We start from the raw sequence: 15,596 nt of genomic DNA, 5'->3' as shown, positions 1-15,596 counted from the left end.
GTCCTGCGCCAGGTTTTCCATTCATCCTGCGATCACGTTATCCGGCTCTGCCGGAGGCCCGTGCTCGTCCTGTTTCTGGAGGCATTCATGAACAATATCACCCGTCTCAAACCGTTGTTCCATCCGGGCCGGCTATTGATCACGCCCGAGGCGCACGCAAAACTGCAAACCAGCCAGATTCCCGTTATCAGCGTCATGCTGCGACATATCGCTGGTGACTGGGGCTGCGTGTGCGACGAAGACCGGGCGCAAAACGACCTGTCGATCGCAGCCGGCCTGCGCCTGCTGTCGATCTATCCACTGCCGGACGGCGCTCGCATCCTCGTCGTCACCGAGTGGGATCGCTCTCAGACCGCCATCGAGTTGCTTGAGGAAGCCGCACCGAGCGGAATTTCCCACCCGCAACCGACTGTCCGTCGCAGCTATCCGGCGTGGCCCGATGTGACCTACCAGGCGAGGATCGCAGCATGAGCCAACAGACGCACAATCGCCCCCGGTTTCCGATGCGCAGGACGCTCATCACACCCGCCGCACTGTCCATGCTGGAACAGGTCGGGCTTTCGCCGGTCGCCTTACTGGATCGGCATTGCGGTGGAGACTGGGGTGAGCTTGTAGCTGACGACATCGCCGAAAACGAACTGGCGTTGCTGACCGGCAAACGCCTACTGTAGAGCTACGTGATACCGGGTGGCGGCAAGGTCTGGGTCATCACCGAAGCCGACCGCTCGGTCACGACTGTCCTGCTGCCGGAGGACTACTGATGTCCGGCCCTGATCCAGAAGTTGCACCCAGCGCTGTATCCGGGAGCGCGGCTGATGCTGGACGATATCCGCCGGCCGATTTTCAGCCAGCAGGGCGACTGGATGCCGGCAGGGCCGCTGCCGCGCTCGGTGGCGCAGAAGCTGGGCGGCCCTCGGTATGGCCGCTGCTCCGGTTGGCTCGATCTTAGGTGGTCTGGCTGGCGCTCTGATCGGCGCGGCGGCTGGATGCGCTGCTGGTTCCGCCGTCGGCGAGCAGATCGACTTCCATGTCTTAAACAATTTGGAGTGCTTAGAATGTGGGGGCGTACTTGGTTCGAAACGTACATCTTAACAGGTATTTCACCACATTCCTGCCTAGCCCTTTCCCATTCAATGCCTACCACCCCACAGGGCGGTAGGCATCTTTACGTTCCATTTTTCCGCTGTTTCAATCGATTCAAAGGCCAGCATCGGCCAATAGCTCCGAGGGCTTGCACTGAATTGCCTTAGCGATACGCAGAATGTTCAGGAACGTGATGTTGCGTTCCCCGCGCTCGATCTTCCCCATATGGGATCGGTCGATGCCTGCATGGTCTGCCAGAGCTTCCTGTGACAGTTCCAATGCTTTACGGCGTGTGCGCACCGCCTCTCCGAGGCGGACCAAATACTGCTCCTGATCAATCTTTCCAGATACCCGTTCCATGCCGGGTATCGTCCAGCTTCCACGTCTATTCGACCACGGCATTTACGGACGCGGCATTTACGACTCAAGAACTTCTGTAAGACGCCGTAAACGAAGATGGCAGGGCAGTCTTAGCAACAACTTCAGGCATGGATCGCGGGCACGAAATGTTCGACGCCAGAGGCTTGCTGATCCGTAAAAACTGCGCTGATCGGGCAACCGATCCTGACCTCTACCCATGACCTCAACAACCAAAGGAAATAGGCAGTGAAGAACAACAAACTCAATACGGGGATCACCAGACTCGCGCTCGGCGCGTCGATGTGCGCGGCGCTCGCTGCCTGCGGCGGCGGTGGCAGCGACAATTCGTCGGCCAGCAACCCGGCCGACAATACTCCGACCGTGACCACGGGCGGCACAGCCGCGATTGGCGCGCCAATTGTCGGCGGGGCCGTTTCGCTCAAATGCGCGTCGGGCGCAACCGCTTCGGCCACAACGAGTTCGGACGGTAGCTGGACCGTTTCGATCAAGAGCACGGACTACCCTTGCGCTGTTCGCGTTTCCGATGGACAGGCCAACGGAGCCGCGCTGGCCTCGCCCTTGCATTCGGTCGCCGTCGCCTCGGGCACGACCAATATCACGCCGCTGACCGATCTCGAAGTCGGCGTGCTCGGCAAGGGCGATCCGGAAACGTGGTTCAACGGCGCGAAGAACGGCGATCTCGCGGGCGCGATCACGAACAGCAATCTGGCCGATGCACTGACCAAGCTCACGAACGCGCTTGCGACCTTACCCGGCAAGCCAGCGCTGCCGAACGGATTCAATCCGCTCACGACCAGTTTCAAGGCCGCAAAGGGCGACGCGGGTGACAACCTGCTCGAAAGCTACGGCGCGGCGCTGACGGCCGCCGGCTTGTCGCAGTCGGACGCGGCAGTGAAGACGGCCAGTGACACGGCGCTGACTCAAACCGCGTACTCCGCGACGGCCTATACGACGGGCCTCGGTTACACGACGGACCCTGTCTCGATCCAGATGGGTTCGTCCGTGAATCTGGACGGCACCTTCGGTATCGCCATCGCCGATCCGAATCGTGGGCAGTACACGGCCAAGGCCAAGATCGACTCGGACGGCAATGTGACTTCGTTCACGGATGCTGGGAAATTCACGGCGGTCGTGTCGTTGCTCGGAAACCGTGTCGGCCAGCTCTGCACGGCCAATGGTGTCGGTAGCGTCGCCGCTGCTCAACCGGGGCAGTACGTGTATGTGTCGAGCGACCTGACCGAAGTGACCGACCCGAGCGAACTGAACGGCAAGACGTTCGACGAGTATGAGGACTGCACGAAATCAGGTACAACGACATTCGCGAACGGCAACTCCACGTTCACCGGCATTGATGGTGGCACGGATGCACCGGTCAGCGTTGCTCAGGCACTGACGGCCGACGGGATTGCGGATCCAGCAAACCATTCGGTCGAGCATGCCAAGGTTTACAGGTACACCGATCCGGCATCCGGCATGACGAAGTACGCCTATATCACCGTGAACAGCACAATCGGAACCGACGATCCGCTCACGTTCGATACCGACACGAAATACGTAACGATCGGGCTGTCGCAGTAAGCCTACGGCTGTCCATGCCTCGGCCCTTCCGGGTGCGGCGGCATCTTTCCAGGCGCAGCGGCTGGTGGTTTCGGCCGACTGCGCTTTCTTTATCAGCCGAGCGAGCTTCCGTCGGCTGCGCGCGCCAACCTCAACTGACGTCTTTGCTGATGAACATGAAATTCACCACGCTTGCCTCGGCGGCGTTCCTAAACTTAGCATTGGCCGGCTGCGGCCACTCCGAAGTCGATACGGTCAGCAGCTTGTATCCGCGTGTTGCACAGCGTAGACTGAGAATTGAAGTGGAGATGGCATTCCTCCATAACCGCCCGCAGGGGCTAATGATGCCTACAGGCCTGGGTTAGGGTACTGTGGGCACGCCTCGACTCGCTTCGTTTGTCTGAAGCGCGCGCCATCGTCAAGCTGGCGTCCCCTCCCAGTTTTCATCACCGTACCGATCACGTCTGTTCGCCTCGCTGATTGCGGGCGAGCGCGTAGCCGGACGTCGGAATCTCTGCTCAGGCTCCATCCCGCCGTGTTGAACCAGTGTCTCGCGCGGTCGACGGAATCTGGTTGCAGGCGCTCGTGTGCGGCTGCCAAACAGGAAGGGGATACGCATGGTCTTTCACAGCATCCTGTTCGAAAAACCGGAGGACGGACCAAAGCGCGATGACGTGCCGGAGCCAGATTTTTTTGGCGATCTCAATCTCGACCAGATTGTCTCGGCAGTCACGATTGGTTGGAACGACTACAACCTGAAGCCGTTCTTTTATACCGAGCTGTCGCGTGAGGAAGCGATCACGTATCGGCACGAGGTCATGCAGGATCTCGACGATGCTGTTGTGCTCGACAGCATCAATGCTTTCACCCAGGGCATGCGCAAAATGCGCGAGCACCTGGCACAGGCGGAAAAGCTCCGCTACCGGCTCCAGAAGGAGTGGTGGTTCCTCGAAGCGATCGTTGTCTATTGCGAGACACTTGCAGCCTTTGCCCGGGATCTGCCACTGGCACCGCCCACATCGAAAGGATTAAGGGCGTTTCATCAATACCTGACTGGATATGTTGCATCGGAGCGCTTTCAGTCGCTCACACATGACGCAGACCGTATCAAGAAGCACCTCTCGGCGATTCAATATTGCGTGCTCATCAAGGGAAACGCGGTCACGGTACGCCACTACGATGCGGAAATTGACTACAGTGTCGACGTTCTGCAGATCTTCGAAAAATTCAAGCAGGGGGCGGTCAAGGATCATCGCGTCGAGCTGCGCGACTGGCTGGACATGAATCACGTCGAAGCCCACGTCCTGGATTTCGTCGCGCAACTGTACCCGCAGGAGTTCATGGAGCTCGCCACATACTGCGCGAACAATGCGAGCTATCTCGATGCCACGATCCGGACATTCGATCGCGAAGTCCAGTTCTACTTCGCGTACCGCGGCTACATCAATATCTGCAAAGCGGCGGACCTGTGCTTTTGCTACCCGCGCGTGTCATCCAGCAACAAAGCCGTGCGCTGCGACGAGACGTTCGATCTGGCACTCGCGCACAAGCTCACAAGCGAAAACGCGTACGTCGTCAAAAATGATTTCCATCTCGATGGCGAAGAGCGCCTGATCGTTGTATCGGGTCCCAACAACGGCGGGAAAACGACCTTTGCTCGCACCTTTGGCCAACTGCATTATCTGGCGAGGATCGGTTGTCAAGTTCCTGGTCGCAATGCCACGCTCTTTCTCTACGACCGGCTGTTTACCCATTTTGAGCGCGAAGAAAATACCAAGGATCTGCGCGGCAAGCTCCAGGACGACCTGATGCGCGTTCATCACATCCTGACGCACGCCACGTCGCGCAGCGTCATCATCATGAATGAGATATTCAGCTCGACAACGCTGACTGACGCATTGTTTCTGAGCAGGAAAATCATCAGCGAGATTCTGGAGCGCAACACGTTGTGCGTTTGCGTGACCTTCGTCAAGGAGCTCGCGCATCTGGGCGAACAGACCGTGAGCATGGTCAGCGAGATCAAGCCGGGTAACCCGTCCTCCCGCACATACCGGGTAAGGAGAAAAGCGGCTGATGGTCGCGCGTATGCGGTGTCGGTCGCAGAACACTATGGCTTGACCTATGACCATCTGAAGGAGCGGCTCGGGCTATGAAGGCATATCTTCTCTACAGGGACCGCGACTTCAATATGCACCGCGAGGCCGAGTGGAACGAGCCGGCGCTGGTACAGGACCTCGGACTGAACACGCTATATCAGACGATGGCGCAGGGTGACGCGTTTCTCTACGACGTCATCAAGCGGGTCGTCCCGGTCAGCTCGGTAATTCTGGACGAAATTACCTATCGCCAGACCATTCTCAACGACTGCATCATTCACGAAACCACTGTGCGACAGCTCTACGCCATCGCGATCGAGGCGATCGAAACAGAGCGCAAGAGCTACTACAGTTTCTTTTCGGCATCAGCCAGTTCGGTGTTGTACGGTGCGCGGGAAATGATCCAGCAATTTGTCGACGTGCTGAAGGCGCTGAGGGCCGTGGCGGACTCGCAGGCGGGGCAGTTCCAGTCAGAAGGGTTTGCCCAATTTTTCTCGATGATTCAGCGCGAGTTGACGGACGAGTATTTTGTGACGATCCGGCTGTGTCTCAAGGAGCTCAAGTTCGGTGGCGGAGTGCTGATCAGTGCCGGACTGGGCACGGGCAACAAGGGAATCAGCTACGTGCTGCGCAAACCGCACGAAAAGGATCCCAATTTTCTGAAGCGGCTGCTCGGCAAACGATCGCCCTCATTGACGTTTCGTATTGCCGATCGAGACGAGAATGGCGCCCGTGCATTGGCGGAACTGGAGGCGCGGGGTATCAATCTAGTCGCCAACGCGCTTGCGCAATCAGCCGACCACATTCTCAGCTTCTTTACGATGCTGCGCACCGAGCTGGCTTTCTACCTCGGGGGCGTCAACCTGCACAACGAACTGACACGGCGGGGCCTCGCCGTGTGCGTTCCGGCTCCGCGGGAGCGTGTTGAAAGATGGCACGCCATTGAAGGGTTGTACGACGCGAGCCTGGGACTGCGCAGTGGACGCGCGCCCGTCGGCAATGACGTGCACGGGGATGGCAAGGAACTCGTCGTCATCACGGGTGCCAATCAGGGCGGCAAGTCGACGTTCCTGCGAGCGATTGGACTGGCGCAGATCATGATGCAATGCGGAATGTTCGTCACGGCGTCGTCGTTCTCGGCGAACATGTGCGACGGGATCTTGACCCACTACAAACGGGAGGAAGATGCATCGATGAAGAGCGGCAAGCTCGATGAGGAACTCAAGCGAATGAGCGCAATTATCGAACACATCAAGGAACACTCACTGTTGTTGTGCAACGAATCCTTTTCCGCAACCAACGAGCGCGAGGGTTCCGAGATCGCGCGACAGATAATCGTGGCGTTGTTACAGAAACGCGTGAAAATCGTATTCGTGACGCACCTGTACGCGCTGGCTCACGGGCTGCATGAGCAGAAGACGCAGGGCATGATGTTCCTGAGAGCGGAGCGGCGACCCGACGGAGAGCGGACGTTCAGATTGATAGATGCTGAGCCCTTGGAGACCAGCTATGGAGAAGATCTGTACCAGCGGATTTTTCTGTCGCAGAGTGATGAGCAAACGCATGACAAGTCCGCCTCTGCCGACCTGTCGAAGGTCGAGTAGCGTGCCGCCTATCGCGCAGGCATCAGTCCGAACGGGCACGCCCGATGCACTCGCCATTTTCTGATTGCCGTAGCGGACGGAGCCGGGACGCCGTCATGACGTTCATGGCTAGCACAGCTTCCCCTCAAGCGGCAACAGACTTCGGACCAATTCGGCCCATCCGCTGCACCAGCCGATGGCGCCAACGAGTGCGCCCCGATCTTCCTCCGTGTCGGTGCCCCGCAGGTCCCATCGGAACGCGTTCTCGAACGTCGAAAGGTGGGCGGAAATGCTGACGATGTTTGCGTACTGGGACTTTGCGATTTGCGCACCTTCACGCTCCATCGCCTCGATCAAATGCAAGCGACAAAGGACGGGCGAATCGGCCCCTGCGCATCGGCCGCATACATACGGGAGCCATCCACGTCGGTTGTCGGCGGCGAAGCGCACTGCGTTCGTCATGTCCCGTCCCTGCGCCAGCCGATCCGGTGGCACATTGCCTTCGGAGCGCTCGTGGTAGCCAAGGTCGCACAGATGGCACGGGCCGGGCGCATGCAGGAGGTGCCGCGCGACACTGCCCGGGACCAGGCTGTGGATGCCTCGATCGTCCAGGACGTGCATGGCGCGACGCATCAGTTCCCCGTACAGAATCGTGCAGCCGTGAATCAGATGAGGGCGGAACGCTGCTTCGACGACAAAGAAGGCGAGGCTATGGCGCGAGCACAGGCCCCAGTGCGCATAAAGGCGCGCGCGCACGCCGGGGTCCATGATGCTGCCCTGGATAAACCACCAGAGGAAATCTACCTCACCGTCTGAAAGCACGAAGGTTCGCGCGGATTCGGCTTCGCCTGCTTCATACATGGCATCGCCTCCCGGATAGGTCGTGGCCACGCGTGCGCGTAAACCCGCGACGTCGGCACGTGAGATGCAATTTGAGGAAACCGGGGGAAAGTTGCGCACGTCAGAACGCCCAGACTACGGACAGCGAAGCAAACCTGGGCAGAGGGGATTGCGACTCTACAGTCCTTCTCCACGGAACTGTAGGCATCATCAGCCGCAGCGTATGCAAGCGGCGATTCAGGGAGGAATGCCATCTCCCATCTCGACGCTTTCATTCTATTCATCGCGTTCGCGCTTTGCAAAGCGTGCAGCGGCAGGTTCTGCGGCGCTTGTCGCGAGCCTTTTGATCGGAGCGTTTGGTCAGAGGATCGAGCTGCTGCGGTGCGAGATGCAATCGGACCGTATGCGGTACAAGCCACAGCTGAACCGCCCTGCAGTTTCCTTGCTACACTGAATGCAGTGGAGATGGCATTCCTCCCCGAACCGCCGGTCTAGCCCGGCTGATGATGCCTACGAGTTCCTGAGTCAGGAGGTCGTGGACATGCCCCCGCGTCCTGCTGGCCAGATTTGTACCCCACTCGAATCTGGATTCTTATGCTTATCATCATCGCGCCAAGGTCGTACTTGCCCGTCACTCGAAGCATTCGTGCGTATCGTGGCGCGTCCTGCACGCAACGACGGTTCATACATCCTTCGGCGATCAATCGGAGCGCCTCATGAAAGGCAGCCAATTGACACTGTTCGCAGCCAATCAGAGCCACCGCACGAGTCGTATGACCGTCGTCGAATGGATTTTGGACAAAACGAAAGAAGCCGGTATCGAGGGCGCGACGGTGATCGAAGTGAGCGAAAGCATCGACGCGCATGGCAAGTATCACGCGGCGCGCTTCTTTGAATTGGTTGACCAGCCCGTTGTGGTCACGGTGGCCGCGGAGGATGCACGCATCGACGCATTGCTCGACAGCCTTCGACACGGCGGTGTTGAACTCTTCTACACACGCTGTCGTATCGAATACGAGGTGTTGGGCGCAGGCGTGAGAGACGGTGGCGAGTAGCGGACTCCAGTGCTATGCCGAACGGCGAGAACTTACTGCGGGAGGTCATTCAGGCCCGCGCGACGATCCGTCATGGAGTCAGTTGATGTCGGCGACAGCGCCGGCGAGGAGCACGACGATGGGCACGCTTGCAGCGATTGAGCGCATTACGGCGGACGAAGTGCTCGATTCCCGGGGCAACCCGACGATCGAGGTCACCGTGGAACTGCTGGATGGCATCCAGGCGAGCGCTGCGGTTCCTTCTGGTGCGTCGACGGGGGAATTCGAAGCCGTTGAGTTGCGCGATGGTGATAGCGCTCGCTACGGTGGCAAGGGCGTGCTTGATGCCGTGCGCAACGTCAACGAATCGATCGCGGAGACGCTGCAAGGTATGCGAGTGGACGACCAGCGACGGATTGACATGACACTGATCGAGCTGGACGGCACGGAATCCAAGAGTCGCTTTGGGGCCAACGCGATTCTCGGTGTATCGCTGGCATGCGCGAAGGCTGCCGCACAAGCCTGCGGGTTGCCTCTGTTCCGTTACCTTGGAGGTGCCAACTCACACGTGCTACCTGTGCCGATGTTCAACGTGTTGAATGGCGGCAAACATGCACATAACGGTCCCGATGTTCAGGAATTCAAACTCGTGCCGCTCGGCGCGCCGACGTTTCGGGAAGCACTGCGCTATGGCGCTGAAACCTATCACGCGCTGCGCGAAGTTCTCGCAGAACTGGGGGCTGCGACGAACGTAGGCGACGAGGGCGGGTTCGTTCCGCACCTGCCATCGAACGTCGCGGCAATGGAAGCGATCATGCGCGCAATCGAACGTGCGGGCTATCGTCCAGGAGACGATGTCGCGATCGGTCTGGACCCTGCGGCGTCGTCGTTCTATCACGATGACCGGTATCAGCTGACACGTGACGGTTTGACATTGTCGTCGGACGAGATGATTGACTACTGGAAAACGTGGGTTGCCCGGTACCCCATCGTCTCGCTTGAAGATCCGCTCGCGGATAGCGATTGGGCGGGATTTGCCCGTCTGACTGCGCAGCTTGGCGGGCGCGTGCAGATCGTCGGTGATGATCTGTTCGTCACAAACCGCAAGTTCCTGAGCCGTGGTATCCGGGAGGGCTGCTGCAACAGCATACTGATCAAGCTCAATCAGATCGGCACGGTGACAGAAACGCTCGACACTGCCCGGCTCGCGCAGTCTTCGGGATACACGTGCCTGGTCTCGCATCGTTCGGGCGAAACGGAGGATACGAGCATCGCGGACCTCGCTGTCGCGCTTAACTGCGGACAGATCAAATCCGGGGCGCCCGCTCGCGGCGAACGCGTGGCGAAGTACAACCGTTTGCTTGCGATCGAAAGGATGCTGGGGCGGGACGCCGTGTTTGCCGGCAAGGACGCCTTCCGGCAGCGCCCATAGAGGACGCCTGACGGCAACGCCGGTTGCGATCATGGTGCGTCGAGCGCGAGTTCCGTTACCCGGCAGGGAGGATCGCCCGCTGCGCGGGCGCGATGCTGCACAGCACAATCGTGTGTTGCGGTGGCTGTGAACTAGAATGAATCAAGCGGTGGATGACCGGGCCTGCCTCGATCGAACACCGCCGCGTTACTCCGGGTAGTGGACGCAGCCACGTGCGTGTCGCTCGGAGTTGCAAGGACCCGTTGGGCGGCGGAGATGCGCGATGAACGGCTATCAACTGACGTTCTACACAGAGCAGAACAGGAAGCACGGCCATCAGACCGTATGCGAATGGCTGCTGCATGAGGTCCGCCAACTCGGTATCGGTGGCGCAACCGTCATCAATTGCGCCGAAGGCATCGGCCACGCGGGCTCGCATCATGCGGCCCACATGCTCAGGCTCGACGATCAACCGGTGCAGATCATTCTTGCTGTGACTGAAAAGGAAGCTGGGCGGCTTCTGGATCTCGTACGCGCCGAAAACGTGCACGTTTTCTACATGCGCTTTCCGATTGAGTTCGGTGTGATCGGTGACGACGTCCCGCATAAACCGTCGAAGCATTTTTCCCTGTTCGGTCGGTCAACGGGATAGGCGGAAACGCTGACCTTGCATGCGTCGGCGCGTCACCTATACTCAAAACTGATTTTTGCGGAGATGGCATTCCTCCCTAACCGCCGCTAACGCACTTTGCGGCTAATGATGCCTACAGGGTCCCCGGGCGCTTCGGGGCCGGTAGGCATTTTTCAGCCGGCTCGCCTTTTCGAGCATCCTGGGCATATCGTTGCCTACAAGAACGTAAAAAACATGGGATGCGTAAGCGAGTCGCCGTGCAGCAATTATTGCCGCCCCCGTCCATGCGCTTCGCAGCGCCGTCGCGTAGCGATCCGCGCGTGCGATAAGCCGCGGTCCCAATGCGTCGTCCGTCAGCCCTTCGTCTTCGCGGAGGGTGTATGAACACGCGCGACGTCGTCCTCCAGATTGCCCAGGTGGTGACCGTCATCGTACTGTCACCGCTTCTTCAAGGCGTCATTCTGCAGTGGGAAGAGCGTGTGCAACGCGCGCGCGGCCCTGGCATCTTCCAACCCTATCGAGACCTGTGGAAGCTCTTTCACAAGCAACTCGTCGTGCCTGACTCTGCTTCGTGGATTTACTGGACTGCACCGGTAGTCGCGTTCACCTGCATGCTCACGGTGCCGATCCTTATCCCCGTGCTCACTGATTTTCCACTGCCTCTCTCCGACATGGGTGACATCCTTGGCGGTGGCCTTATCCTGACATTCGGATCATTTGCGGTCGTATTGGCGGGTCTGGATTCGGGAAGCGCCTATGGCGGCGTTGGCTCAAGCCGCTCGGTGATGCTCGGCATTCTCGCGGAGCCCACGCTGATCCTCGTGCTGGTCGGCATCACGCTGCTCGCCAAAGCCATGTTGCCGTTCGTCGTGAACCATCTGCTCGTGGCACAGCCGTCCGTGTACTGGAGTCCGGCACACCTGTTTCTCGTCTTTGCGTTCTTCGTCCTGCTGCTGGTCGAGACGGATCGCCTGCCGATCCACTCGAGCACGCACATCGAGGTATACATGATCGAGGAGGCGCGCATCCTTGAATACTCCGGGCCGCTTCTGGCGCTGCTCAAATGGGCGTCGATGATGAAGCAGTTCATTCTCTACACCATTTTCTGCAATGTGCTGACCCTACCGTGGGGACTGTCGCAGCACGGTACGGCGCTGGGTGCATTGGGGGCGGCGATCGGTCTTTTCCTGCGCATGCTGCTGGTCGCGCTCGTCGTCGTGCTCGTCGAGACGGCGCAATCCAGGTTGCGCTTCTTCCGGTATCAGGAGCCGCTTGCGGCGTCGTTCATGCTGGCGGTGCTGGCGATCGCCGCCAACCAGCTTCGGTGACACGTCATGCTGCTCGCCCACCTGAGTCCGCTCGCCGCATCGCTCTTCAGTCTGCTGGCGATAGGCAGCCTGCTGCTTGCGTTTGTGATGCTGGGTTCGCGCTGGCTGAAGGACTATCTGCTCGCGTTCATGGCCGAGTCATGGCTGATCGCGGCACTCTCCGGTACGGTGGGCTACTACGGCAACTACCACGAGCTGTATCTGATCGCGCTGCTCACCGCGTTTTTTCGGGGGCTGGTGCTGCCTTATCTGATCTGGCGAATCATCATCCGGCTGGAAGTCGAGCGCGAATTGCATGTGATCCTGCAGCCAAGCTCAAGCATCGTGCTGGGTGCATTACTGGTGCTCTTCGCGTTTGTCGTGTCGAACCATCTGGGCAATGCGCTGGGCCTGGGCGGCACGGTGGTCGTGCTGGCGCTCACGGTGATGCTCTCGATGAAGCTCATCGGCTTTCTGATGCTGGCAGTGCGCCATGAGGCGATCAGCCAGGTGCTGGGCCTCCTGATCCTTGAGAACGGCATCTTCCTGGGCTCCCAGATCCTCGTGCCAGGCATGCCGATGCTGATCGAGCTGGTGCTGCTGTTCGATCTGCTCGTTATCGTCGTGAGCTTTGGCGTTTTGGTTCGCTATCTGGTCGCACACGTCGGCAGCACGAGCAGCCGTGAACTTAGACGGCTGGTGGGGTAACCATGATCGGAACATGGAGTGTCGTGATCGTAGTTGCACCGGTTGTCGCGGCAGCAATTTGCGCGGCGAGCCGGCGCGCACACGTCGCTGAGTATGCGAACCTTGCCGCGTCGATTGTCTGCGTGGTCGCGGCGGTTTCGCTCGTCTGCACGGTCAAGGATGGACATCGCTTTTTGCACGACTACGTGGTGGTCGATGCGCTGGCTGCGTGGACCCTTGTTTGCACGGCGCTCGTGTATTGCCTCGCTTCGATCTATGCGGTCGGCTATATGCGGCTGTTAGCAGAGGAGCGCGAGCGGCTGCCGAACTTCTATGCGCTCTTCGCGCTATTCGCGGGGGCGATGATCTGTGGGCCGATTATGAACAATATCGGTGTCTACTGGATCGCGATCGAGCTGACCACGCTCGTTAGCACATTCCTCGTCGGCTTTGAGCGCGGCCAGGAAGCGATCGAAGCGGCATGGAAGTACATCATCGTCGTCTCCGCGGGCATCAGCCTTGCATTGCTCGGAACGGTACTCTTCTACTGGGCAGGCAGTCTTGTCATCGGCCCGACCTATGACATGACCTGGGACACACTGCGCCGGGCGGCTCCGAGGATGAATCCCGCGCTCACCCAGATGGCGTTCCTGCTCGTACTGGTCGGCTATGGCACCAAGGCAGGCCTCGCGCCGATGCATACATGGCTGCCGGATGCGCACAGTGAGGGGCCGGCGCCTGTGTCCGCGATGCTCTCCGGTGCGTTGTTGAATACGGCGATGCTTGGCGTCGCGCGCTTCCTGACGATCACCGATGCTGCCAGTTCCTCGCTGCTGCCGCGCACCGTGCTTGTCGCGCTCGGCGCGTTTTCGCTCTTGGTCGCCGCGCTGTTCATCGTGCGTCAGGAGGGCGTCAAGCGACTGATGGCGTATTCCAGCGTCGAGCATATGGGCGTGTTGGCGCTCGGACTGGGATTCGGCGGCCCGCTAGCGATTGCCGCCGTGCTGTATCACATGCTGAACCATTCGCTGAACAAGTCGTTGATGTTCTTCGGCGCCGGAAACGTCATGCGTGTGTTCGGCACCAAGGAGATCGGTGAAATCCACCATGTGTGGGATCGCTTTCCTTTCACTGGCGCACTATGGCTGGCAGGCGCGGTAGCGATCACGGGAGCGCCGCCGTTTGGTCTCTTTCTGAGCGAATTGACCTTGATGCGTGCAGGGATGGCGAGCTCGAACGTTTGGGCCGTGATCGTGATGTTGATATTGCTGATCGTGATCTTCATCGGCTTTCTCAACCACTTCAGGGCCATGTACTTCGAAGCCCGAGCCGTGGGCGAGGTGTACCAGGTCAAGTGCGCGGTGAACGTCAGCGCATGGATGACGATTCCGATGTGGCTCGCCTTTGTGCCGGTACTGGTCCTCGGTGTGTGGTGGCCGCAAGACCTGTGGCGTTTCTTTGAAATGGTTGCTGCGGATCTGGGAGGGCAGACGCGATGAACAACTGCGCGCTCAAGGAAGTTACGCTGGCCGGACTCGGCGCGGCCGCTGACGATCTGCTCGGTCGCGGGGGACGCATGCAGGCCGCGTACGCGTGGTTCCCGCGGCCGGACGCTCCGGAAATGCGCTATATCGCGACGGAACCTGGCCGGCGCGAGTTCGTGAGCTGGCGCGTCGAAACGGGCAACGCACCGGTTCCCAGTCTTGCGAGTAGATGCCCGCTACTCGGCTGGTACGAGCGCGAGATCATGGAAATGAGCGGCATCGCATTTGCCGGACATCCGGAACCCGAGCGCCTCGTCACCGCGTTCTTGCCGCCGACGGGGCGCGGCCCGCTCGAACCGGCGGATACGGCGCAAGTGAGCGTCGTGGGCACGCTTGCCGCTCCGACCCTACCGCAAGTGTCAGGCAAGCACGTGCAGTTATTGCCATTTGGTCCGGTGCGCGCTGATGTCGTCGAGTCGGCTCAATTCATCTTCTACTACGTTGGCGAAGGCATTCTTCACTATCACCCGAATCTGTTCCTCAAGCATCGCGGAATGGAAAAGCAGTTCGAGGGGATGGACATCGAACAGGGTGTTCTACTGGCGGAGCGTGTTGCGGGCATCGATAGCGTCGCGCATGCCCTCGCGTATGCGCAGGCGGTCGAAGACGCCGCGGGCTGTATCGTGCCGCCGCGTGCACGTTGGCTTCGCGTGATCGCGTCGGAGCTTGAGCGTGTCTACAACCACTTGCATTACCTCGGCCACTTGTGCCACACGACCACACTGAAGGTCGGCGAAGCCCAGGGCAAGCTGCTTGAGGAGCGCGCCAAGCAAACGAATGCGCTGGCCTGCGGTAGCCGCTTGTTGCGCGGCATTGTGTGGCCAGGCGGTGTGCGCCGCGATCTGGACGCGGTGGCGATCGCCGAGGGTGTTGCGGCGCTCCGCCCCGAACTGGAACGGTATGTCGATCTGATTGAGCGAACCACCAGTCATCTCGATCGGCTCATTTCCACGGCACCGCTCAGTCAGCAGCTCGCCTTCGATCAGGGCGCGACTGGACCGGTCGAACGGGCATCAGGCGTCGACCGGGACCTCAGACGGGATCACCCCTATGCCGCGTACGATGAACTGCCGCCCGTTGTCGCGACCCGGAGCGAGGGGGACGCGTTTGCCCGGATGAAGGTGCGGATCGCGGAACTCCGGGCAAGTCTGGTGCTGCTCGACGACTCGATCATGCGCGGCATTCCCACCGGGCTACTTCTCGAGCCTTGCCGCTGTACGCCGAATGCCGAGGGCCTTGGTTGGGCGGAGTCGTCACGGGGCACGGTGCTCTATGCGCTGCATCTCGATGAAACGTCACGCATTGCGCGAGCGAAGATCAAGTCGCCATCGTTTTCCAACTGGCGCGTTTTTCCCTTCACCGTGCATGACAGCAACATGATGGACTATGCGATCAACGAAGCGAGTTTCGGTTTGACCATTGCGGGTTGCGCGCGATAGGAC

At 59.9% G+C, this 15,596-nt stretch carries 14 protein-coding genes and 4 riboswitches; of the genes, 12 read left to right on the top strand and 2 right to left on the bottom strand.

The features are described from left to right. Positions 1 to 60 precede the first annotated feature (60 nt). Both LPA36_RS01375 and LPA36_RS01370 read left to right on the top strand, forming a co-directional pair. Positions 61 to 471 (top strand): hypothetical protein, encoded by a 411-nt coding sequence (locus LPA36_RS01375; protein ID WP_228874351.1) that lies wholly within the window; start codon positions 61 to 63, stop codon positions 469 to 471. After that, the gene (locus LPA36_RS01370; RefSeq protein WP_324250874.1) at positions 468 to 671 is read left to right on the top strand and encodes a hypothetical protein; all 204 of its coding nucleotides are present in this window, start codon (positions 468 to 470) and stop codon (positions 669 to 671) included. Before LPA36_RS01375 ends, LPA36_RS01370 begins: the two co-directional genes overlap by 4 nt. Before the next feature lie 526 nt (positions 672 to 1,197). On the opposite strand, the gene LPA36_RS01365 is transcribed toward LPA36_RS01370, so the two are convergent. After that, positions 1,198 to 1,443, bottom strand: a complete 246-nt coding sequence (locus tag LPA36_RS01365; protein WP_228874350.1) for a helix-turn-helix domain-containing protein — start codon at positions 1,441 to 1,443, stop codon at positions 1,198 to 1,200. A 246-nt stretch (positions 1,444 to 1,689) separates the two neighbouring features. On the opposite strand from LPA36_RS01365, the gene LPA36_RS01360 reads away from it, so the two are divergent. The 3 genes from LPA36_RS01360 to LPA36_RS01350 all read left to right on the top strand — a co-directional run bounded on the left by LPA36_RS01360 (position 1,690) and on the right by LPA36_RS01350 (position 6,721). Continuing rightward, entirely contained in the window at positions 1,690 to 3,042 is a 1,353-nt protein-coding gene (locus LPA36_RS01360; RefSeq protein WP_228874349.1) for a hypothetical protein, read from the top strand. Between the two features lie 274 nt (positions 3,043 to 3,316). Continuing rightward, positions 3,317 to 3,379, top strand: a riboswitch (Fluoride riboswitch). A 259-nt stretch (positions 3,380 to 3,638) separates the two neighbouring features. Then, the gene (locus LPA36_RS01355; RefSeq protein WP_228874348.1) at positions 3,639 to 5,174 is read left to right on the top strand and encodes a MutS-related protein; all 1,536 of its coding nucleotides are present in this window, start codon (positions 3,639 to 3,641) and stop codon (positions 5,172 to 5,174) included. Beyond that, complete coding sequence (locus LPA36_RS01350) at positions 5,171 to 6,721, top strand: MutS-related protein (protein WP_228874347.1); 1,551 nt, start codon at positions 5,171 to 5,173, stop codon at positions 6,719 to 6,721. The genes LPA36_RS01355 and LPA36_RS01350 overlap by 4 nt, the downstream gene beginning before the upstream one ends. Positions 6,722 to 6,829: 108 nt before the next feature. Here LPA36_RS01350 and LPA36_RS01345 read toward each other — a convergent pair whose 3' ends face one another. Further along, positions 6,830 to 7,591: a hypothetical protein gene (locus LPA36_RS01345; protein WP_228874346.1), complete on the bottom strand. Its 762-nt coding sequence runs from the start codon at positions 7,589 to 7,591 to the stop codon at positions 6,830 to 6,832. A gap of 143 nt (positions 7,592 to 7,734) precedes the next feature. Beyond that, positions 7,735 to 7,807: riboswitch (Fluoride riboswitch) on the bottom strand. 185 nt (positions 7,808 to 7,992) lie between these two features. Next, positions 7,993 to 8,060, top strand: a riboswitch (Fluoride riboswitch). A gap of 196 nt (positions 8,061 to 8,256) precedes the next feature. Here LPA36_RS01345 and LPA36_RS01340 point away from each other — a divergent pair. From LPA36_RS01340 to LPA36_RS01310, 7 genes are all read left to right on the top strand, one after another. After that, positions 8,257 to 8,595, top strand: coding sequence for a DUF190 domain-containing protein (locus LPA36_RS01340; protein WP_324250873.1), 339 nt, complete (start codon positions 8,257 to 8,259; stop codon positions 8,593 to 8,595). A 118-nt stretch (positions 8,596 to 8,713) separates the two neighbouring features. Continuing rightward, positions 8,714 to 10,006 carry a phosphopyruvate hydratase gene (eno, locus tag LPA36_RS01335; RefSeq protein WP_228874345.1) on the top strand — a complete coding sequence of 431 codons (1,293 nt, stop codon included), beginning with the start codon at positions 8,714 to 8,716 and terminating at the stop codon, positions 10,004 to 10,006. A gap of 262 nt (positions 10,007 to 10,268) precedes the next feature. Next, entirely contained in the window at positions 10,269 to 10,637 is a 369-nt protein-coding gene (locus LPA36_RS01330; RefSeq protein ID WP_228874344.1) for a DUF190 domain-containing protein, read from the top strand. 50 nt (positions 10,638 to 10,687) lie between these two features. Continuing rightward, positions 10,688 to 10,759: riboswitch (Fluoride riboswitch) on the top strand. A 237-nt stretch (positions 10,760 to 10,996) separates the two neighbouring features. After that, positions 10,997 to 11,944: a respiratory chain complex I subunit 1 family protein gene (locus tag LPA36_RS01325; protein WP_228874343.1), complete on the top strand. Its 948-nt coding sequence runs from the start codon at positions 10,997 to 10,999 to the stop codon at positions 11,942 to 11,944. Between the two features lie 6 nt (positions 11,945 to 11,950). Continuing rightward, positions 11,951 to 12,631 carry a hydrogenase gene (locus LPA36_RS01320; RefSeq protein WP_228874342.1) on the top strand — a complete coding sequence of 227 codons (681 nt, stop codon included), beginning with the start codon at positions 11,951 to 11,953 and terminating at the stop codon, positions 12,629 to 12,631. A 2-nt stretch (positions 12,632 to 12,633) separates the two neighbouring features. Continuing rightward, the gene (locus tag LPA36_RS01315; protein ID WP_228874341.1) at positions 12,634 to 14,109 is read left to right on the top strand and encodes a proton-conducting transporter transmembrane domain-containing protein; all 1,476 of its coding nucleotides are present in this window, start codon (positions 12,634 to 12,636) and stop codon (positions 14,107 to 14,109) included. Further along, the gene (locus LPA36_RS01310; RefSeq protein WP_228874340.1) at positions 14,106 to 15,593 is read left to right on the top strand and encodes a hydrogenase large subunit; all 1,488 of its coding nucleotides are present in this window, start codon (positions 14,106 to 14,108) and stop codon (positions 15,591 to 15,593) included. The genes LPA36_RS01315 and LPA36_RS01310 overlap by 4 nt, the downstream gene beginning before the upstream one ends. Positions 15,594 to 15,596: the final 3 nt, after the last annotated feature.

This window comes from Paraburkholderia saeva (assembly GCF_907164555.1).
Lineage (GTDB): Bacteria > Pseudomonadota > Gammaproteobacteria > Burkholderiales > Burkholderiaceae > Paraburkholderia > Paraburkholderia saeva.
This window is presented reverse-complemented; position numbering and strand designations above follow the sequence as displayed.

Coding starts and splice junctions, on each gene's coding strand:
- LPA36_RS01310 (WP_228874340.1), top strand. CDS start 14,106: ATGAACAACTGCGCGCTCAAGGAAGTTACGCTGGCCGGACTCGGCGCG.
- LPA36_RS01330 (WP_228874344.1), top strand. CDS start 10,269: ATGAACGGCTATCAACTGACGTTCTACACAGAGCAGAACAGGAAGCAC.
- LPA36_RS01370 (WP_324250874.1), top strand. CDS start 468: ATGAGCCAACAGACGCACAATCGCCCCCGGTTTCCGATGCGCAGGACG.
- LPA36_RS01325 (WP_228874343.1), top strand. CDS start 10,997: ATGAACACGCGCGACGTCGTCCTCCAGATTGCCCAGGTGGTGACCGTC.
- LPA36_RS01320 (WP_228874342.1), top strand. CDS start 11,951: ATGCTGCTCGCCCACCTGAGTCCGCTCGCCGCATCGCTCTTCAGTCTG.
- LPA36_RS01340 (WP_324250873.1), top strand. CDS start 8,257: ATGAAAGGCAGCCAATTGACACTGTTCGCAGCCAATCAGAGCCACCGC.
- LPA36_RS01315 (WP_228874341.1), top strand. CDS start 12,634: ATGATCGGAACATGGAGTGTCGTGATCGTAGTTGCACCGGTTGTCGCG.
- LPA36_RS01355 (WP_228874348.1), top strand. CDS start 3,639: ATGGTCTTTCACAGCATCCTGTTCGAAAAACCGGAGGACGGACCAAAG.
- LPA36_RS01365 (WP_228874350.1), bottom strand. CDS start 1,443: ATGGAACGGGTATCTGGAAAGATTGATCAGGAGCAGTATTTGGTCCGC.
- LPA36_RS01350 (WP_228874347.1), top strand. CDS start 5,171: ATGAAGGCATATCTTCTCTACAGGGACCGCGACTTCAATATGCACCGC.
- eno (WP_228874345.1), top strand. CDS start 8,714: ATGGGCACGCTTGCAGCGATTGAGCGCATTACGGCGGACGAAGTGCTC.